This is a genomic window from Streptomyces sp. NPDC048825 (genome assembly GCF_043198355.1).
Classification (GTDB): Bacteria; Actinomycetota; Actinomycetes; order Streptomycetales; family Streptomycetaceae; genus Streptomyces; species Streptomyces xiangluensis.
In genome coordinates this window covers 1-19179 of the sequence record NZ_JBICUR010000016.1, presented here as the reverse complement: position 1 = coordinate 19179, position 19179 = coordinate 1, and the positions used below count along the sequence as shown (strand labels likewise).

The 19179-nt window shown below is 68.8% G+C and carries 20 protein-coding genes and 1 riboswitch; of the genes, 7 read left to right on the top strand and 13 right to left on the bottom strand.

The window, feature by feature from the left end:
- Positions 1 to 72 precede the first annotated feature (72 nt).
- Positions 73 to 396, top strand: coding sequence for a DUF427 domain-containing protein (locus tag ACGFNK_RS32610; protein WP_386357103.1), 324 nt, complete (start codon positions 73 to 75; stop codon positions 394 to 396).
- 4 nt (positions 397 to 400) lie between these two features.
- Here the strand turns inward: ACGFNK_RS32610 and mnmA are convergent, their stop codons facing one another.
- Positions 401 to 1531: a tRNA 2-thiouridine(34) synthase MnmA gene (mnmA, locus tag ACGFNK_RS32605; protein ID WP_393421657.1), complete on the bottom strand. Its 1131-nt coding sequence runs from the start codon at positions 1529 to 1531 to the stop codon at positions 401 to 403.
- Between the two features lie 60 nt (positions 1532 to 1591).
- Here mnmA and ACGFNK_RS32600 point away from each other — a divergent pair, with 60 nt between their 5' ends.
- Complete coding sequence (locus ACGFNK_RS32600; protein WP_393421655.1) at positions 1592 to 2272, top strand: N-acetylmuramoyl-L-alanine amidase; 681 nt, start codon at positions 1592 to 1594, stop codon at positions 2270 to 2272.
- Between the two features lie 18 nt (positions 2273 to 2290).
- On the opposite strand, the gene ACGFNK_RS32595 is transcribed toward ACGFNK_RS32600, so the two are convergent.
- Genes ACGFNK_RS32595 through ACGFNK_RS32585 form a run of 3 tightly spaced genes read right to left on the bottom strand, consistent with a single transcriptional unit; the run spans position 2291 to position 4056 of the window.
- Positions 2291 to 3460 (bottom strand): cysteine desulfurase family protein, encoded by a 1170-nt coding sequence (locus tag ACGFNK_RS32595; RefSeq protein ID WP_393421653.1) that lies wholly within the window; start codon positions 3458 to 3460, stop codon positions 2291 to 2293.
- A 52-nt stretch (positions 3461 to 3512) separates the two neighbouring features.
- Complete coding sequence (locus ACGFNK_RS32590) at positions 3513 to 3791, bottom strand: DUF4190 domain-containing protein (RefSeq protein WP_393421651.1); 279 nt, start codon at positions 3789 to 3791, stop codon at positions 3513 to 3515.
- Positions 3792 to 3822: 31 nt separating this feature from the next.
- On the bottom strand, positions 3823 to 4056 hold the full coding sequence (locus ACGFNK_RS32585) for a hypothetical protein (RefSeq protein ID WP_393421967.1): 234 nt from the start codon (positions 4054 to 4056) through the stop codon (positions 3823 to 3825).
- Between the two features lie 65 nt (positions 4057 to 4121).
- Between ACGFNK_RS32585 and ACGFNK_RS32580 the strand changes: the two genes are divergently transcribed.
- On the top strand, positions 4122 to 4739 hold the full coding sequence (locus tag ACGFNK_RS32580; protein ID WP_393421649.1) for a TetR family transcriptional regulator: 618 nt from the start codon (positions 4122 to 4124) through the stop codon (positions 4737 to 4739).
- A 100-nt stretch (positions 4740 to 4839) separates the two neighbouring features.
- Here the strand turns inward: ACGFNK_RS32580 and ACGFNK_RS32575 are convergent, their stop codons facing one another.
- From ACGFNK_RS32575 to ACGFNK_RS32535, 9 genes are all read right to left on the bottom strand, one after another.
- Positions 4840 to 5688 (bottom strand): thioesterase family protein, encoded by an 849-nt coding sequence (locus tag ACGFNK_RS32575; protein ID WP_393421647.1) that lies wholly within the window; start codon positions 5686 to 5688, stop codon positions 4840 to 4842.
- Between the two features lie 132 nt (positions 5689 to 5820).
- On the bottom strand, positions 5821 to 7020 hold the full coding sequence (locus ACGFNK_RS32570; RefSeq protein WP_393421645.1) for an ABC transporter ATP-binding protein: 1200 nt from the start codon (positions 7018 to 7020) through the stop codon (positions 5821 to 5823).
- Between the two features lie 23 nt (positions 7021 to 7043).
- Positions 7044 to 8141: an ABC transporter ATP-binding protein gene (locus ACGFNK_RS32565; protein WP_386357129.1), complete on the bottom strand. Its 1098-nt coding sequence runs from the start codon at positions 8139 to 8141 to the stop codon at positions 7044 to 7046.
- Positions 8138 to 9136, bottom strand: a complete 999-nt coding sequence (locus ACGFNK_RS32560; RefSeq protein WP_386357131.1) for an ABC transporter permease — start codon at positions 9134 to 9136, stop codon at positions 8138 to 8140. The genes ACGFNK_RS32565 and ACGFNK_RS32560 overlap by 4 nt, the downstream gene beginning before the upstream one ends.
- 116 nt (positions 9137 to 9252) lie before the next feature.
- The gene (locus tag ACGFNK_RS32555; protein WP_393421643.1) at positions 9253 to 11037 is read right to left on the bottom strand and encodes an ABC transporter substrate-binding protein; all 1785 of its coding nucleotides are present in this window, start codon (positions 11035 to 11037) and stop codon (positions 9253 to 9255) included.
- A gap of 61 nt (positions 11038 to 11098) precedes the next feature.
- The gene (locus ACGFNK_RS32550) at positions 11099 to 12109 is read right to left on the bottom strand and encodes an ABC transporter permease (RefSeq protein WP_393421641.1); all 1011 of its coding nucleotides are present in this window, start codon (positions 12107 to 12109) and stop codon (positions 11099 to 11101) included.
- 396 nt (positions 12110 to 12505) lie between these two features.
- Positions 12506 to 13294: an enhanced serine sensitivity protein SseB C-terminal domain-containing protein gene (locus ACGFNK_RS32545; protein ID WP_393421639.1), complete on the bottom strand. Its 789-nt coding sequence runs from the start codon at positions 13292 to 13294 to the stop codon at positions 12506 to 12508.
- Between the two features lie 186 nt (positions 13295 to 13480).
- Positions 13481 to 14257 (bottom strand): enhanced serine sensitivity protein SseB, encoded by a 777-nt coding sequence (locus ACGFNK_RS32540; protein ID WP_393421637.1) that lies wholly within the window; start codon positions 14255 to 14257, stop codon positions 13481 to 13483.
- 143 nt (positions 14258 to 14400) lie between these two features.
- On the bottom strand, positions 14401 to 15096 hold the full coding sequence (locus tag ACGFNK_RS32535) for an AAA family ATPase (RefSeq protein WP_393421635.1): 696 nt from the start codon (positions 15094 to 15096) through the stop codon (positions 14401 to 14403).
- Between the two features lie 198 nt (positions 15097 to 15294).
- Positions 15295 to 15409: riboswitch (glycine riboswitch) on the top strand.
- A 154-nt stretch (positions 15410 to 15563) separates the two neighbouring features.
- Here ACGFNK_RS32535 and gcvT point away from each other — a divergent pair.
- The 4 genes from gcvT to ACGFNK_RS32515 form a co-directional block, all read left to right on the top strand.
- On the top strand, positions 15564 to 16697 hold the full coding sequence (gcvT, locus tag ACGFNK_RS32530; RefSeq protein ID WP_393421633.1) for a glycine cleavage system aminomethyltransferase GcvT: 1134 nt from the start codon (positions 15564 to 15566) through the stop codon (positions 16695 to 16697).
- A 139-nt stretch (positions 16698 to 16836) separates the two neighbouring features.
- Entirely contained in the window at positions 16837 to 17226 is a 390-nt protein-coding gene (gene gcvH, locus ACGFNK_RS32525) for a glycine cleavage system protein GcvH (RefSeq protein ID WP_386349670.1), read from the top strand.
- A 14-nt stretch (positions 17227 to 17240) separates the two neighbouring features.
- Entirely contained in the window at positions 17241 to 18503 is a 1263-nt protein-coding gene (gene glyA, locus ACGFNK_RS32520) for a serine hydroxymethyltransferase (RefSeq protein WP_393421631.1), read from the top strand.
- Positions 18504 to 18611: 108 nt separating this feature from the next.
- Positions 18612 to 19179 (top strand): serine dehydratase beta chain (locus tag ACGFNK_RS32515; protein WP_393421629.1); only part of this gene is annotated, 568 nt, incomplete at its 3' end.

Sequence of the window (19179 nt, the reverse complement as noted above, 5' to 3'; positions counted from 1 at the left end):
GACGATGTCAGGGAAGAATCCGCCAGCAGCGTGCGCTGCACCCGGTGAGACCGCAATCCGAGGAGCAGGAACGTGACCGCAGGCCACCGCATCACCATCGAAAAGGGCACCGAGCACGTACGCGTAGTGCACGACGGGCAGGTACTCGCGGAGAGCACACGCCCGCTGCTGCTGCGCGAAACAGGCTTGCCCGTACGCTACTACCTGCCCATTGAGGACGTACGCACCGAATTGCTGACACCCTCGGACACTCACACCCACTGCCCGTTCAAGGGTGACGCGTCCTACTGGTCGCTGCCCGGCGCCCCCGACCTCGTCTGGACCTACCCGGACCCGAAGCCGGAGGTCGCGGAGATCAAGGACCACGTGTGCTTCTACGAAGTAGAAGTCATCTGACCGACTAGGCCACCGCAGTCGTCACCCGCACCGTAGTCGCGATCGTCGCCGAGCCCACCACTCGCGTGCCGTCGTACAGGACGATCGCCTGGCCGGGGGCGACGCCGCGGACGGGCTCGGTGAAGGTGACCTCCAGCGAGTCGTCGACGAGTTCGGCCGTGACCGTCGTCTCGCCTCCGTGGGCGCGGAGCTGGGCCGTGTAGGTGCCGGGGCCGGTGGGGGCCGCCCCGCACCAGCGGGGCTTGATGGCCGTCAGGGCAGAGACCTCCAAAGACGCCGCGGGGCCGACCGTCACCGTGTTGTTCACCGGCGAGATGTCGAGGACGTAGCGCGGCTTGCCGTCGGGGGCGGGTGTGCCGATGCGGAGCCCCTTGCGCTGGCCGATCGTGAAGCCGTACGCGCCCTCGTGGGTGCCCACCTTGTCACCCGACTCGTCGACGATGTCGCCCTCCGACTTGCCCAGCCGGTTCGCCAGGAAGCCCTGGGTGTCGCCGTCGGCGATGAAGCAGATGTCGTGCGAGTCCGGCTTCTTGGCGACGGCCAGTCCCCGGCGCTCGGCCTCCGCGCGGATCTCGTCCTTCGTCGTGACCGTGTCGCCGAGCGGGAAGAGGGCGTGCGCCAGCTGGCGGTCGTCGAGGACTCCCAGGACGTACGACTGGTCCTTGGCCATGTCGGAGGCGCGGTGCAGCTCGCGCGTGCCGTCGTCGTTCACGATCACCTTGGCGTAGTGGCCGGTGCAGACGGCGTCGAAGCCGAGGGCGAGGGCCTTGTCGAGCAGGGCCGCGAACTTGATCTTCTCGTTGCAGCGCAGGCAGGGGTTCGGGGTGCGTCCGGCCTCGTACTCGGCGACGAAGTCCTCGACCACGTCCTCGCGGAAACGCTCGGCGAGGTCCCATACGTAGAAGGGGATGCCGATCACATCCGCGGCTCGGCGGGCGTCGCGCGAGTCCTCGATGGTGCAACAGCCGCGCGCGCCCGTGCGGAACGACTGCGGGTTCGCCGAGAGGGCGAGGTGGACACCGGTCAAGTCGTGCCCGGCTTGTGCGGCGCGGGCGGCGGCGACGGCGGAGTCCACACCGCCGGACATGGCGGCCAGTACGCGGAGGGGGCGGGGGCGCTGCGAGATCTGAGTCATAACCCTTCCAGGGTAAGGGGCCGCGGGAACCGGAGCCCGCGAGTATCCGTTTGAGATCACATGGGCGAGACGAACAGCCATAGGACCCACAGGGCAGGGGATGCGGACCGGCGCATCGGGCGCCGAGCGCTGCTGATCGGCGGCACGGCAGCCGCCGCGGGCACCGCCGCGCTCGCGTGGGACGACATGTCCCGCATGTGGTGGCGCATGCCCGGCATGGAGAAGCCGCGCAAGCTGGGCGAGGTCGACTTCGCGGGCGCCGGCTGGGTGGCGGCCTCGTCGGCGAACCTGCGGACGGCGGACCGTCCCGAGGACTACGGCATAGACCGGGTGATCATCCACGTCACCCAGGGCAGCTTCGACAGCGCGGTGAAGGTCTTCCAGGACCCCGGGCACGGCGCCGCGACCCACTACATCGTCCGCAAGGACGGCTACGTCGCCCAGATGATCCGCGAGCTGGACGTGGCCTTCCACGCCGGCAACCGCGACTACAACGAACGCAGCATCGGCATAGAGCACGAAGGCTTCGTGGACAAGCCGGAGGACTTCACGGACGCGATGTACGAGGCCTCGGCCCGCGTCACGGCACGAGTCTGCGCGCGCTACAAGATCCCGATCGACCGCAAGCACATCATCGGCCACGTCGAAGTGCCGGGCACGGACCACACGGATCCAGGTCCGGGCTGGGACTGGGACCGGTACATACCGCTCGTACGACAGGCTCGTACGGCCAAGGCGTAGCTACGGCGCTGCTGGGCCTCAGCTGAGCCCAGCCGTCCGCGCCCTCTCCACCGCCGGGCCGATCGCCTTGGCCACCGCTTCGACGTCCGCCTCCGTGGACGTGTGGCCGAGGGAGAAGCGGAGGGTGCCGCGGGCCAGGTCGGGGTCGGTGCCCGTGGCAAGGAGGACATGGCTGGGCTGGGCCACGCCCGCCGTGCACGCCGAACCCGTGGAGCACTCGATGCCCTGCGCGTCCAGGAGCAGCAGCAGCGAGTCGCCCTCACAACCGGGGAACGTGAAGTGGGCGTTCGCGGGCAGTCGCCCCTCGCCGGCCGGGTCGCCGCCGAGGATGGCCTCGGGGACGGCCTTGCGTACGGCGTCGATCAGGTCGTCCCGCAGGGCGCCGATCTCGCGGGCGAACCACTCGCGCTGCTCTGCGGCGGTCCGGCCGGCGACGGCGAACGCGGCGACGGCGGGCACGTCCAGGGTCCCGGAGCGGACGTGGCGCTCCTGGCCGCCGCCGTGCAGGACGGGTACGGGGCTGTACTCGCGGCCGAGGAGCAGAGCCCCGATGCCGTACGGGCCGCCGATCTTGTGGCCGGAGACGGACATCGCGGCGAGCCCGGAGGCGCCGAAGTCGACGGGGAGCTGGCCGAAGGCCTGGACGGCGTCGGCGTGCAGGGGGATGTCGAACTCGGCGGCGACATCGGCCAGTTCGCGGACCGGCAGCACCGTGCCGATCTCGTTGTTCGCCCACATGATCGTGGCGAGGGCCACATCGTCGGGGTTGCGGGCGATGGCCTCGCGCAGGGCTTCGGGGTGGACGCGGCCGTACGGGTCGACCGGGAGGTACTCGACCGTGGCGCCCTCGTGTTCGCCGAGCCAGTGCACGGCGTCGAGGACGGCGTGGTGCTCCACAGGGCTGGCGAGGACCCGGGTGCGGGACGGGTCGACGTCGCGGCGGGACCAGTACAGGCCCTTCACGGCGAGGTTGTCGGCCTCGGTGCCGCCGGAGGTGAAGACCACCTCGCTGGGGCGTGCGCCGAGGGCTGCCGCCAGGGTTTCGCGGGCTTCCTCGACGGTTCGCCGCGCGCGGCGGCCGGCTGCGTGCAGGGAGGAGGCGTTGCCGGTTGCGCTCAGCTGGGCGGTCATTGCCTCGACCGCCTCCGGGAGCATGGGGGTGGTCGCGGCGTGGTCGAGGTATGCCATGGTGGGCCCAATTCTAGAGCCCGCTGTGGTGTGGCTCCGTTGGGCCGGTCCGTCAGCTGCCGAGGCTCCACGACAACGTGTTGTCCGCCGACATGAAGGCCGCCAGGACCAGGAGGTCGGCGACGCCGAGGCCCAGGCCCAGATAGGCGCGGCCGGGGCGGGTGGTGTTGCGGTAAAGAGCCACCGAGGCCAGGGCTATGGCAATGGGGCCCAGGAAGATGTTGAAGACCAGGAGGCCCACAAGGCCGAGGATGAAGGACGCCACGGCCATGCCGTCGGCGTCACGACGGACGGCGTTACGGCGCTGGGGCGCGGCGGTGGTCAGCTGCATGAGTCTGCTCCCAACAGGCGTAGGGACGTGGTCAGTTGGTGTTCTCGTGGCGGCGTGAGTGACGCTCGCGGGCCGCGAACACGGCCAGCCAGACGCCGATGACCGCGGCGGCGACGAGGGTGAAGGAGAGCGGCGCGTGGGCCACGGTGCCCAGGACGACGCCCAGCAGCAGGAGTGCCGCGACGAGGAACAGCATGAGATGCCTCTCGTGGTGTCGTGGGTCGTAATCGTTGATCAGTGAACGCTTGTAGCTACAGTTGTTCACTGACTTCCCAGTCTAGCGCGTTCATGACTTTTCAAATCACAGAGAACAGTTGTTAACTGCATGGCATGAGTCACACCCTCGGCGTCCGGCAGGCCCGGAAACAGAAGACGAGGCAGGCGTTCCTGGACGCCGCGCTGGGTCTGCTGGAGGAGCAGAGCCTCAGCAGTCTGGGCCTGCGCGAGGTCACCAGGGCCGTGGGCGTCGCCCCGACCGCCTTCTACCGGCACTTCCCCTCGACGGCGGATCTCGGTGTGGCCCTGGTCGAGGAGGCGCTGGGCAGCCTGCACGCCGTGATCGCCGGCACGGTGTCCGCAGCCGGCGACGGCGACGAACGTATCGAGCGCGCCGTCGAGCTGATCGCCCGTCACGTACGCGAGTACCCGGCACACATCCGCTTTATCGCCCGTGAACGGAATGGCGGAGTCCAGAAGGTCCGGGCCGCGATAGCGGAGCAACTCGCCCGGTTCACCGACGAGGTGAGGACCGCACTGGCCGAGCACCCGGAGTCGGCCGGCTGGAACGACGACGACCTCTTGATGCTCGCGGGTCTGTACGTCGACCAGATGCTGATGACCGCCTCCAACCTCCTGGACGCGTCCCCCGAGGAGCAGGGTCAGGTCATCCGGGTGGCGACCCGCCGTATGCGCCTGATCGCCGTCGGCCGCCGTCACTGGCTGGGGTGAACTCCCGTGCAGGGACGCTCACGAAGAATGCATACGAAGGGCGCGTACGAAGCCGTCGTACGCGCCCTTCAGTCGCCTGATCGCCCTGCACTGAACAGGGTCAGAGCCTGACCCGCGCGAGCTGTCGCGACTGCGCCACCAGCCTGTCCGCGCTGTCCCAGACCTCGGCGTCCTCTTCCAGGAAACCGCCGGCGAGGTTGCGCGTGGTGATCGAGATCCGTAGCGGACCCGGCGCCGGACGGCAGCGTATGTGCACGGTCAGCTCGACGGTCGGGACCCAGCCGGACAGGCCCAGTTCGAAGGCGGTCGGCGGCAGCGCGTCGACCGCGAGGAGCAGCGAGAAGGGGTCGGCGTCCCGGCCGTCGGCGAGCCCGAACCAGGCCCGCATCTCCCCCTTGCCGGACGGCGAGCCGAGGGCCCAGCCCAGGGTGGAGGGGTCGAGCTTGAGCATCAGCCGGTCGGTGATGGCGGAGCTGCCGGGGACGGGAGCGGGCGCATCGGCGGGGCCGAAGCACTGGTCCAGCGGCGGAATCGCCGGCGGCTTCGCCGACGTCCGTACGTCGTCGGGGAGTTCGTCCAAGTCGCCGTAGGAGGCGAGAACGCGGATGCGCTCGACCTCCCGGCCTTGGTCGTCGTACTGGAAGAGGGACGCCTGTCCCGTCGACAGAGTGCGGCCGGTGCGTACGAGGTCCGTGCGGACGACCGCCGGACCCGGCTCGGATGCGGTCAGGTAGTGCGCGGAGATGGTGAACGGGTCGCCGTGCGGAAGGGTGTCCGCGAGTGCGCGGCCCAGAACGGCCAGCAGATAACCGCCGTTGACGGCGTTGATGATCGTCCATCCGGCGGACAGGTCGATGTCGTAGACGCCGGGTGCGCGGCGCGTGACCGCGGTGTCGCGGTCGAACTCGCTGTCGCCGATCGTTGCCTGTACGAGAGCTGCTTCTGACATGCCTGAACGGTACAACAAGAAATTACTAAGCAGTAGCTTTTGAGGTTTCGGCCACGTGACATCTCCCCGCTGACACGGAAACGGAAACGGGAGAGCGCGTGTGCGCTCTCCCGTTTCCGTGTGCGTGGGCTACTACTTGGCGTCCTTGGACGCCTCGCCCGATTCCTCCACCCGAGCCTTCTGAGCCGCGTCCGCAGCCACCACCGCGTCCGGCACCAGCTCCACCGCCTCCTTCGCCGCCGACAGCAGCACCGTGTCCTGCGGCGCCTGGTCCTCCGCGTTCTCCGGGTGGTGGCAGGCGACCTGCTGACCGGGCTTCAGCTCAAGGAGCGGCGGCTCCTTGGTGGTGCAGATCTCCGTGGCCTTCCAGCACCGGGTGTGGAAGCGGCAGCCGCTCGGCGGGGAGATCGGCGAGGGCACATCGCCCTTGAGCAGGATGCGCTCGCTCTTGGCGGCCCGGCGCCGGGGGTCCGGGATGGGCACGGCCGACATCAGCGCCTTGGTGTACGGGTGCATCGGCGCCTTGTAGAGCGAGTCGCGGTCCGCGAGCTCGACGATCTTGCCGAGGTACATCACCGCGATACGGTCCGAGACATGGCGTACGACGGACAGGTCGTGCGCGATGATCACGTACGTCAGGCCCAGCTCCTGCTGGAGGTCGTCCAGCAGGTTCACGACCTGCGCCTGGATGGACACGTCCAGCGCGGAGACCGGCTCGTCCGCCACGACCAGCTTCGGGTTGAGCGCGAGCGCGCGGGCGATGCCGATGCGCTGGCGCTGGCCGCCGGAGAACTCGTGCGGATAGCGGTTGTAGTGCTCGGGGTTGAGGCCGACCACCGACAGCAGCCGCTGGACCTCCTTCTTGATGCCGCCCTCGGGCGTGACGCCCTGGAGCTTGAAGGGGGCCCCGACGATGGTGCCGATCGTGTGGCGCGGGTTCAGCGACGAGTACGGGTCCTGGAAGATCATCTGGACGTCACGGCGCATCGGGCGCATACCGCCGACCCCGAGGTGCGTGATGTCCCTGCCCTCGAACTCCACGGTGCCGGCGGTCGGTTCGAGCAGCCTGGTGATCAGCCGGCCCATCGTCGACTTGCCGCAGCCCGATTCGCCGACGACGCCGAGCGTCTCGCCGGACTTGACCTCGAAGTCGATGCCGTCGACCGCCCGCACCGCGCCGACCTGCCGCTGGAGCAGGCCCTTGCGGATCGGGAAGTGCTTCTGGAGCCCGGTCACCTTCAGCAGGGTCTCGCCGGGGGCGGCGTCCTTGGTGAGGGTCGCGCCCGGGGCCGTCTTCGGGCCCGCGCCGTCGCTCTCTGCGGGTTTGGTCACTGCCGCGTCCTCGGGTTTCTCACTCACAGCTTGGGCGCAATCTCTTCGGTCCAGATACGCTCCCGCTGCTCCTGCGTCATATGGCAGGCGGCCCAGTGGTGGCTGCCGACCTCGGCCAGCTCGGGGCGGACCGTGCGGGTGACGTTGTCCTTGGGGACGTCCGCGTACGGGCAGCGCGGGTTGAAGGCGCAGCCCGACGGGATGTTGATCAGCGAGGGCGGGGAGCCCTTGACCGGGATGAGCCGCTCCTGCTGGTCGCGGTCCAGGCGCGGCATCGAGCCCAACAGGCCCCAGGTGTAGGGGTGCCGGGGCTCGTAGAAGACCTTCTCGGCCGGGCCGCGCTCGACGCAGCGGCCGCCGTACATCACCAGGATGTCGTCGGAGAGCTCGGCGACGACGCCCAGGTCGTGGGTGATGACGATGACCGCGGAGCCGAACTCCTTCTGCAGATCCCGGATCAGGTCGAGGATCTGCGCCTGGACGGTCACGTCCAGGGCGGTCGTCGGCTCGTCCGCGATGAGCAGTTCGGGGTTGTTGACCAGCGACATCGCGATCATTGCGCGCTGGCGCATACCGCCGGAGAACTCGTGCGGGTAGCCGTCGACGCGCTTGTCCGGCTGCGGGATGCCCACGCGGTCGAGCATCTCGATCGCGCGCCGCCGCGCGGTCTTCTTGTCGACGTCGTGGTGTATGCGGTACGCCTCCACGATCTGGTGGCCGATCGTGTAGTACGGGTGCAGCGCCGACAGCGGGTCCTGGAAGATCATCGCCATCTCGCGGCCACGCAGTTTGCGTACGTGGTCGGGGTCGGCGGTGAGCAGTTCCGTGCCGTCCAGCCAGATCTCGCCGGAGATCTGCGCCTTGCGCTTGCCGTACTGGCCGGTGGTGTGCAGGCCCATGATGCCGAGCGAGGTCACCGACTTGCCCGAGCCGGACTCGCCCACGATGCCGAGGGTCTTGCCCTTCTCCAGCGTGAAGCTGAGCCCGTCGACGGACTTGACCAGTCCGTCGTCGGTCGGGAAGTGCACCTTCAGGTCGCGGACTTCGAGGAAGGCGGTCGGGGCGGGCGAGTCCTTCACGGGCTCGCCCAGCGCCGCCCCGCTCTTGCTGAGTTCGGTCATGCGAGCCTCACTCGGGGGTCGATCACGGCGTACAGAATGTCCACGACGAGGTTGGCGACGATCACCGCGAGCGAGGTGATCAGCGTGACGCCCAGGATCACCGGGAGGTCCTTGTCGCTGATCGCCTTGAGGACCGCCTGTCCGAGGCCGGGAAGACTGAAGGTGGTCTCGGTGAGGATCGCGCCGCCGATCAGGGCGCCGAGGTCCATGCCGAGCATGGTGAGGATCGGCGTCATGGTGGAACGCATGGCGTGCTTGCCTATGACGACAGGCTCGCGCAGGCCCTTGGCGCGGGCGGTGCGGATGTAGTCCTCGCCCATGACCTCCAGCATCGTGGCTCTGGTGATCCGGGCGTACATCGCCGCGTAGAGGAAGGCGAGCGTGATCCAGGGCAGGATCATGCCGCCGAGCCAGCCGGTGAAGCTTTCCTCGATGGGGACGTACTGGGCGTCGAGCCAGCCGAGTCCATAGCTGAAGATCGCCAGCGACAGCAGGCCGGTGAAGTAGATGGGCAGCGAGACACCGGCGAGAGCGACGACCATCGCGCCGCGGTCCCACAGGGAGCCGCGCTTGAGCGCGGAGAGCACGCCCGCCGCGACACCGAACAGCAGCCACAGCACGGCGGCACCGAGCGCGAGGGCCAGGGTCACCGGGAAGCGGTCGGTGAGCACCGGCCAGATGGCCTGCTCGTTGCGGAAGGAGTAGCCGAAGCAGGGGGCCGCGCACTCCGTGACGTCGCCGCCCGCCGCGTACGTGCGACCCATGAAGAGGCCTTTGAAGAACTCCCAGACCTGGACGAGGATCGGCTCGCCGAGGCCGAGCTTCTGGCGCACGTCCTCGATGGCCTGTGGGTCGGCCTGCTTGCCCACGAACATCGTGGCCGGGTCCACGCCCGCCCAGCGGGGGACGAGGAAGAAGATGCAGAAGACCACCAGGATGATGACCACCAGCATCACTGCGGCGGCGAAGAGCCGCCTGGTGAGGTAAGCGAGCACTGCTCTCGGCCCGGCGGCGGACCGTGGGCCACCGGAGGTCTTCCGGTGGCCCACGGATCACGCCGCGCCGGCCTTCACCTGCCTTTCGTGCCGTATGGCGGGTGCGCCGGTCGGATTTACTTCTTCAGACCCAGGTTCACGAAGTCGTACTGACCGCTGTAGTTGTCGGTCGTGTAGACGTTCGCCAGGTTGTTGCCGCGCCAGTTGATGAACTTCTCGAAGACGAAGGGCAGGTAGTAGCCGCCCTCCATGACCTTGTGGTTGATCTCCGTGGAGAGCTGCTCCTTCTTCGCGTCGTCCAACTCCGTGACGTAGTCGGCGAAGAGACCGTCGATCGTCTTGTCCTTGATCAGGGCGTAGTTGTTGTTGCCGCTCTCAAGGATGTACTTGCTGTTCCACAGGGGCAGCCCGAAGCCCTGGACAGTCGGGAAGTCCGGGCCCCAGCCCATGATGATGATGCCGTAGCCCTTCTTCACCACGTTCGAGGGGCTGCCGATGATGCCGCTGGTCTGCGCACCGTCGTACTGGTCGATCTCGGCGTCGATGCCAACCTTCTTCAGCGACGCCTGCAGGGACTCGGCGGTGGCCACCTCGACCGGCTTGTTGTTGCGGACCGCGATGGTGGTCTTGAAGCCGTTCGGCTGGCCGCAGGCCTTCAGCGCCTCCTTGGCCTTGGCGACGTTGCCCTTCTTGTCCGCGCCCGCCATGTCGTACGGGTCGTACTTCTGACCCTCGGCACCCGGGACGGACGGCGGCAGCATGTTGGTGCCGATGTCACCGCCGGCCACCGGGCCGCCCCGCGCGGTCTGCAGCGACTCGTGGTCGGCGCCGTAGAGCACGGCCTTGCGGCAGTCCACGTTGTCGAACGGCTTCACGCTCTGCGGGAAGACCGCGTAGCGGACGTAGCCGGAGACCGGGTTGTCCAGGTTGCCCTTGTGCTCCTTCAGGGCAGTGGTGCGGCCCTGCGGGGACATGCCGGTCTGGTTGATGTCCAGATCGTAGTCACCGTTGATCAGGCGCTGGTCCATGTCATTGGCGTTGGTGAACAGCGTCAGCGAGATCTTGTCCGGGTACGCCTTGCGGATCGGGTCCGAGGCCTGCTTCCAGTTCTCGTTGCGGACCAGGACCAGCTTCTTGTTCGGCGTGTACGACTGGAACTTGTACGGGCCGGACGAGAACGGCTTCAGGCCGTACTTGGACTTGGTGTCCTTGTCCTGACGGACCGGCGAGGCGAAGGCCATGGCGAGCATGTCCTCGAAGTCCGAGTTGGCCGCGGGCAGCTTGAAGACGATGGTCTTGTCGTCCGGGGTCTCGATCGCCTTCAGACCCAGCTTGTCCGCGGACGTGTCCTTGTAGGGGCCCGGGTACTCGCCCTTGGGGTCGAGGACGTCCTTCAGGTAGACGGGACCGCCGGACAGCACGTCCTGCGCCCACTGGCGCTCGATGCCGTACTTGACGTCCTTGGAGGTGATCGGCTTGCCGTCCTCCCAGGTCACCCCGTCACGCAGCGTGTACGTGTACGTCTTGCCGTCGTCGGTGATCTTCGCCGTGCTGGTGGCGAGGTCCGGGGTGACCTCGGCGCCCTTCGCTCCGGGCTCCGTCTTGCCGGTCACCAGCGTGCGGCTGTAGTACCGCATGAAGTTCCAGGCGAAGCCGTAGTAGCCACGCGTGGTGTCCCACGAGTCGGCGTCCTGGACGCCGGCGAACTTCAGCTCGCCGCCCTTCTTGACCTCGGAGGCCTGGGCGACCTTGTTGTTGGCGGCATTGAAGCCGGCCGCGCCGCCTTCCCCGCCTTCGTCGGTGCCGCCGCCGCCGCACGCCGCCGTGGCAAGCAGCGCGGCGACCACGCCGGCGGCGGCCACGGCCTGCTTACGCCGCCCTGTGGTGCGTTGGGTAGTCACTCGGATCCTCCGTGTGTGTAGCGGCCCGCCGACAGATGACGGGCCCTGGGGGTACGGCAGTTCAGCGGGAACCCTTCGGATCCAGCGCATCGCGCACGCCGTCGCCGAAGAGATTGAAGGCAAGCACGGTGATGAAGATCGCTACACCCGGGATCACCATGTACATGGGGTCCGAGTCGTAGTAGTCGATCGCGCTCGAGAGCATCTGCCCCCAGGAGGCTGTGGGCGGCTTGACGCCCACGCCCAGGAAGCTGAGTGCCGCTTCGGTGAGGATGTTGGTCGGGATCATCATCGTCGTGTACACGATGATGGGCGCGACGAGGTTGGGCAGCAGCTCCTTGAACAGGATGTACAGCCGCCCGGCCCCGAGGCTGCGGGCGGCCTCGACGTACTCGCGCTCCCGCAGCGAGAGCGTCTGGCCGCGCACCACACGTCCGACATAGGGCCAGCCGAAGAAGCCGATCACCAGGATCATCACGAACATGCGCACGCCCGTGCCGGTGAGGCCCAGCATCTGGTTCGGCATGACCGAGACCAGCGCGATGATGAAGAGCAGCTGCGGGAAGGCCAGCAGACCGTCCATCACACGGCTGATGACCGCGTCCAGCCAGCCGCCGAAGTAACCGGCGAGAACTCCCAGAACCGTGCCGAGCACGACCGCGACGAGGGCGGACAGGAAGCCGACCAGGAGCGAGATACGGGCGCCGTAGACGATGCGGGCGAACACGTCACGCCCGTTGACCGGTTCGACGCCGAAGGGGTGGTCCGCGCTGATGCCGCCCCAGGAGCCCTTGGGGGTTGAGAAGAGAGGGTCGATCAGGTCCTCGTGGTGCGTCTCCGGGTCCTGCCCGACCAGGTTGGTGATCACCGGTGCGAGCAGTGCGATCGCGATCAGTGCGAGCACGATGACGCCGCCCGTGAGGGCCAGCTTGTCGCGCTTGAGGCGCTCCCAGGCGATCCGGCCGAGGGAACGCCCCTGTACCGCCTTGCCCTCGGCGGAGCCGGCGAGCACCGCCTCCTCGGCAGCACTCGGGGCCGCTTCCGCGGTCGGCTCGTGCAATGGTGCCGTCATCGTGGCAGCGACCCCTCTCAACCGGCTGTAGCCGGCCCCCACATGCCGCTTGTAAGCGGCGTGATCAGTCCGTCGTACACAGGGGCGAACACCCCCGAAGCCGGAGTCTTCAACGGTTCAGCGATCTGTTGCCAGACCTGGCGGTGAATGGATGCCTAAACGTGATGCTGTCTGGGACGTTCCGTTATCCGAACGGTACGTAACGAGGTGCGGACGCGGGACAGTTGATACCCAAGAGTCACACGCCACATTTACTCGCGTAGATCGGGACAATAAACCCGAACCAGATCCGAAGTCGAATCGAGGTCGAACGAAAGGCGAACGGAAGGGATCCGGCGAGGTGAGCCCGGGTCAGCCGGGCCGGGCGGAGTCCGACGGAGCGTCAGTACGAGCGTGTCAGTACGAGTCCGGGTAGCCGTATCCGCCCGCCACCGGAGCCTGCGCGGGGGCCGCGTGGGCCTCGCGGTCGTAGAACGGGCGCGTCATGGCCCGCATCCACATGGCCACCGGGTCGTACTCGTCGGACATCGCGACGGTCGACACCGGCAGCCCCTCCGGCACGACACCGATCGACTGCTGCATCATCGCCCGTACCGAGTCCACGGCGGGCGGACTCGTGTCGTACACATCGAGCCCGATGGCCAGATACGGAGCGCCCAGCGCGGGCTGCACCCAGGCGCGGCGCAGCGAGCGCACGGCGGCGGTGCGATGCGCGTTCTGCGCCAGGAGGGCGTAGAACTGCGGGAGTTCGATGCTCGGCTCGGCCATCCGGAGCGGGCCGGCAGGCTGCCGCTCCAGGCCGGTGGCGATGCGGCGCAGGTCGAGCCAGGGGACGCCGACGCCGCCGCCGGGCGCGTGCGGGTTCAGCCACAGGCCGTAGTGGTCGGGGTAGAGGGTGCGGGCCACGTCGAGGCCGTCGACGACTTCGTACGAACGGTTCCAGCCGCTGGCCGAGAGTTCCTGGGCGGAGGTGACGCAGGGCGCGTAGCTGAAGCCCTCCACCTCCATGTTCCCGTACTGGGCGTCCGGTGAGCCGGCCTGGCCGTGCCAGAGCAGCATCCAGATCTGGCCCGCCGAGGGGGCCGCGAGCGCCCGCAGGAGCGCCTCGTAGGCGTCGTAACGCCCGGGCGTGACCTGGCGCAGCATGTGCTCGACCTGCCCGGCCGCGATGCCGCTGGCGCTCACCTGTACCGCCCCTTCGAGAAGTTGACTCGGATATGAAACCAGCTTATGCGCTGCGCTGGCGGAACCGATTGGAGCTCGGGGCTCGATGTCGTTTTTGGCGGGTGCGTCGGAGCCGGTCGCGCCCCGCGGCGGAGCCGCATATGTCACAGCCCCGCGCCCCTTGCAGAGCGCCCCCTTCGGGGCGCGCTACAGCGAAGCTTGGTAGAAGGGGCGGACCCTTTCTCGTAGCCAGGTCGTCACCGGGTCATGGGCTGCTTCCAGGAAGACCAGGTTGACTGGCCAGGGGGCTGGGGCTCGGGTCAGGGCTCTGCCCAGGGCGTCCAGGGGGCGGGTTCGGGCTTCGGGGTCCCAGGAAGTCAGTTCTACGCCTACGAAGAGGACCGGGGCGGCCGTTTCGATGGCTGCCAGGCAGCGGCGGGCGGTTCGTACGGCGCCGGTGGCTTCGAACTCGGTCGAGGCGGCCGTCAGGAAGTCCACCGGGTCCTGCTGCCAGTCGGGCTCGAACAGGCGGACCCGGCCGCCGCTCGCGGGGCCGTCCAGCTCGGTGCGGCCGGAGCGGCACAGCTCGGCGACGGCGGGCGGGGGCAGCGGGATGCCTACCGTGCCCTCCGGGTTCACCGCGATGCCCACGTGCGGCGGCAGTCCGCGCGCGAACTCGACGGCGGGCGCGATCGTGTACGCCATGTGGTCGCCGGCGATCTGCCGGAACTGCTGCGCCGAGCTGAAGACCGGGACGTACGCCTGTCCGCCGAGCTCCATCGCGGGCAGGTCCAGCGGGCCGCTGTGCGGGCCGCCGCCGTTCGGCAGTGGCACCCAGAGGAAGCTGCGTCCGAGGACCTCCACGATCCGGGCAGCCGCCGAGGGCCCCGCCGGAGCGCCGAGGGACGCGGCGAGCACCTCCTCCAACTCGTTGCCGGGCCAGCCGACGTGTGGATGGGGGTGCGCCTGTGCCGGGAAGTCCATCTGCCTCTACCACCTGCTCGAAAACCACTGCCGGAACCAGTGCCGGATAGGCCGGATACCACCGCCGGGGCAGCGACCGCTGCGACTGAAAACCCTAGCGCCCGGCTGGCGTGAGCCGTTTCAGTCGCCGCAGCCGATCCCGCTCAGTCGCCGAAGTCGATCCGCCGCAGCACGTCCGCCGCGGACCGGTCGATGAGGACGGCCGAACCGCAGCCTTCCGGCAGGTCACCCTTCTCGACGGAGCGCAGCAGCCGGGCGACCGCGGCGCGGTGCCGGGCGAAGGCGTACCGCGAGACCCCGCGGCCGCGCTCGCGCTGGCCGTCCAGGGCCGTGTCCGGCGGGACGTCGAGCAGCAGCAGATGCAGCGTGCCGCCGCGGCGCCTGGCCTCGCGCGCGATCCAGTTGCGCACCCAGGCCTGGGTGCCGCAGTCGTGCACGACGACGCCCTCGCCGGAGCGCAGGGCGCGGCGCAGGCCCGCGTAGTGCGCGGCCCGTACGAGGGGGCGGTAGACCGCGTACGGCAGAAACCGGGACAGGCGGTGGTCCCAGCGGTCGCGGGTGTCCTGTGAGTCGATGCGCACGCCCGTCACGGCGCGGCGCATCAGGGTCGACTTGCCGCTGCCCGGCAGGCCCGTGACCACGACGAAATCGGCCGCGCCGAAGCGCAGGCCGTGCGGACTGTGTCCCGCACGCTCCCGCAGATCACGGACGACGGGCGCCGGGAGCCGGCCGCACGCCTCCCTGGCCGGGACAGCCGGGACAGCGGGCTGCTTGGGCAGTGCGACGGCGGCACCCGTCGCGTACGCCGTGGTCCTGTTCACGCTGTTCGTCCTCCCCATGGGGTCGGGAGACCCATCCCCGTCGAGTGTAAAGAGAAGGTAATGCGTGCACCCTGTCGTTTTCGTTCTTGCCATGCCACAGGCCCGTCACAGATCTCTGTGAATGACGTGAACGCCTCTGAGCCCCTGTGGAAGTCCCCCCTGCCGTGCCGCACCGATGCGTGCGATGATGTGCGCGCCAACTGCATACAGGCCGCTTGAATCCGCGCGGGAGAGTTCCGGGCACGTGTACACGAAGGTGTACGACTGTCCGGGCGCCGAAGGAGCAAGTCCCTCCCTTGAATCTCTCAGGCCCCGTTACCGCGCGGGCGAGGCACATCTGAAAAGCGGGCCGTCCCCTGGTAGCCAGGGGGTCGGCTCCACCCACGGTGCAAGCCATTGACCGTACAGGTCACGGCGAACCTCTCAGGTTCCGATGACAGATGGGGAGGAACGACCTCGCCGTCATGCCTTGGGAGCCCTGTCCGATGAGCAGCACCACTCCACGCCGTACCGCACTCGATGCACTCCATCGTTCGCTCGGCGCCACGATGACCGACTTCGCCGGCTGGGACATGCCCCTGCGGTACGGCTCCGAGCGCGACGAGCACCTCGCCGTGCGTACGAAGGCGGGTCTCTTCGACCTCTCCCACATGGGCGAGATCACGGTCACCGGACCGGAGGCCTCCGCGCTGCTCGACTACGCGCTGGTCGGGAACCTCGGGAGCGTCAAGGTCGGCCGCGCCCGCTACACCATGATCTGCCGTGAGGACGGCGGCATCCTCGACGACCTGATCGTGTACCGGCTCGGAGAGACGGAGGCCGGGTCTTCTCACTACATGGTCGTCGCGAATGCGAGTAATGCGCAGATCGTCCTGGACGCACTGGCCGAGCGCGCCGCCGGTTTTGACGCCGACGTCCGCGACGACCGCGACGCGTACGCGCTGCTCGCCGTCCAGGGCCCCGAGTCCCCCGGCATTCTGAAGTCGCTCACCGAAGCGGACCTGGACGGACTGAAGTACTACGCGGGCCTGCCCGGCACGGTCGCCGGCGTCCCGGCCCTGATCGCGCGCACCGGCTACACCGGCGAGGACGGCTTCGAGCTCTTCGTCGCCCCGGCCGACGCGGAGAAGCTGTGGCAGGCGCTGACCGAGGCGGGTTCCTCCGTGGGCCTCGTCCCCTGCGGCCTGTCCTGCCGGGACACGCTGCGTCTGGAGGCGGGCATGCCGTTGTACGGGCACGAACTGTCGACCTCGCTCACACCCTTCGACGCGGGGCTCGGGCGGGTCGTGAAGTTCGAGAAGGAGGGCGACTTCGTGGGGCGCGAGGCGCTCACCGAAGCCGCCTCCAGGGCTCAGGAGAACCCGCCACGCGTCCTCGTCGGACTGATCGCCGAGGGCCGCCGAGTCCCGCGCGCCGGGTACGCGGTCGTCACCGACGGCAAGGTCATCGGCGAGGTCACCTCCGGCGCGCCCTCGCCGACCCTCGGCAAGCCGATCGCGATGGCGTACGTCGACGCCGCCCACTCCGCGCCCGGCACACCCGGTGTCGGCGTGGACATCCGGGGCAGCCACGAGCCGTACGAGGTCGTGGCGTTGCCGTTCTACAAGCGCCAGAAGTAGTCCCGCCGACGGTTCGGCAGCGCGCCGACGTGACGTACGTTCCCGTGTGCCGTCTCGTATCTGCCGCCGGTATCCGCGGTCTCGTCACGCATGACACCCCGTTCATCACCAGTCCCCCGCGTACAGGAGAATTCAAGCCATGAGCAACCCCCAGCAGCTGCGCTACAGCAAGGAGCACGAGTGGCTGTCGGTCGCCGAGGACGGCGTCTCGACGGTCGGCATCACCGAGTTCGCGGCCAACGCGCTCGGCGACGTCGTCTACGTCCAGCTCCCCGAGGTCGGCGACACGGTGACCGCGGGCGAGACCTGCGGCGAGCTGGAGTCGACGAAGTCGGTCAGCGATCTGTACTCGCCGGTCACCGGTGAGGTCACCGAGATCAACCAGGACGTCGTGGACGACCCGGCGTTGGTGAACACCGCGCCCTTCGAGGGCGGTTGGCTGTTCAAGGTACGGATCGCGGAGGAGCCGAAGGACCTGCTCTCCGCCGCCGAGTACACCGAATTCTCCGGCTCCGACTCCGCCTCCTGAAGGACTCCTGACTGATGTCGCTTCTGAACCAGCCCCTGCACGAACTCGACCCGGACGTCGCCGCCGCCGTCGACGCCGAGCTGAACCGTCAGCAGTCCACCCTGGAGATGATCGCCTCGGAGAACTTCGCTCCGGTCGCGGTCATGGAGGCCCAGGGCTCGGTCCTCACCAACAAGTACGCCGAGGGCTACCCGGGCCGCCGCTACTACGGCGGCTGCGAGCACGTCGACGTCGTCGAGCGGATCGCCATCGAGCGGATCAAGGAGCTCTTCGGCGCCGAGCACGCCAACGTCCAGCCGCACTCGGGTGCCCAGGCCAACGCCGCAGCGATGTTCGCCCTGCTCAAGCCCGGCGACACGATCATGGGCCTGAACCTCGCGCACGGCGGGCACCTGACCCACGGCATGAAGATCAACTTCTCCGGCAAGCTCTACAACGTCGTCGCTTACCACGTGGACGACGCGACCGGCCAGGTCGACATGGCCGAGGTCGAGAAGCTGGCCAAGGAGTCCAGGCCGAAGCTGATCGTGGCCGGCTGGTCGGCGTATCCGCGGCAGCTGGACTTCGCCGCCTTCCGCCGCATCGCCGACGAGGTCGGCGCGTACCTGATGGTCGACATGGCGCACTTCGCGGGCCTGGTCGCGGCGGGCCTGCACCCGAACCCCGTCCCGCACGCGCATGTCGTCACGACCACCACCCACAAGACGCTGGGCGGTCCGCGCGGTGGGGTGATCCTGTCCACGGCCGATCTCGCGAAGAAGATCAACTCGGCTGTCTTCCCCGGTCAGCAGGGCGGTCCCCTGGAGCATGTGATCGCCGCGAAGGCCGTCTCCTTCAAGGTCGCGGCCTCGGAGGAGTTCAAGGAGCGCCAGCGGCGCACGCTGGAGGGCGCGCGGATCCTGGCCGAGCGCCTGATGCGGGACGACGTCACCTCGGCCGGCGTCTCGGTGCTGTCCGGCGGCACGGACGTACACCTCGTCCTTGTCGACCTGCGCCACTCCGAGCTGGACGGGCAGCAGGCCGAGGACCGCCTCCACGAGGTCGGCATCACGGTCAACCGCAACGCCGTCCCGAACGACCCGCGCCCGCCGATGGTGACGTCGGGGCTCAGGATCGGTACGCCCGCCCTCGCCACCCGTGGTTTCACGGCCGAGGACTTCGCCGAGGTCGCGGACATCATCGCCGAGGCGCTGAAGCCCGCCTACGATGCCGAGTCGCTGAAGGCCAGGGTGTCCGCGCTGGCCGACAAGCACCCGCTGTACGCGGGCCTGAAGTAGGTCCGTACTCCGTACGACTTGTTCGGGCGCTTTCTTCGGGGCACCGCGCACACTGAGACGTACGTGCGCGGTGTCCGCCCATGTACCACCTGTTGTTGAGGAGTCACCGTGGCCATCTCGGTCTTCGACCTTTTCTCGATCGGCATCGGCCCGTCCAGCTCCCACACGGTCGGCCCGATGCGCGCGGCACGGATGTTCGCCCGCCGCCTGAACAACGAGGGCCTGCTGGCCCCGACGGCCTCGATACGCGCCGAGTTGTACGGCTCCCTCGGTGCGACCGGCCACGGCCACGGAACCCCGAAGGCGGTGCTGCTCGGCCTGGAGGGCGCCTCCCCGCGGACCGTGGACGTCGAGACGGCGGACGAGCGCGTGGACGCGATCCGCTCCGGGAAGTCCCTGAGGCTGCTCGGCGAGCGGGAGATCCCCTTCTCCTTCGACGACGACCTGATCCTGCACCGCCGCAAGACGCTGCCGTACCACGCGAACGGCATGACGCTCTGGGCGTACGACGCGTCCGGCGCCGAACTCCTGACGAAGACGTACTACTCGGTCGGCGGCGGCTTCGTCGTCGACGAGGACGCGGTCGGCGCGGACCGCATCAAGCTCGACGACACGGTCCTGAAGTACCCCTTCCGCACGGGCGACGAACTGCTGCGCCTGACCCGGGAAACCGGCC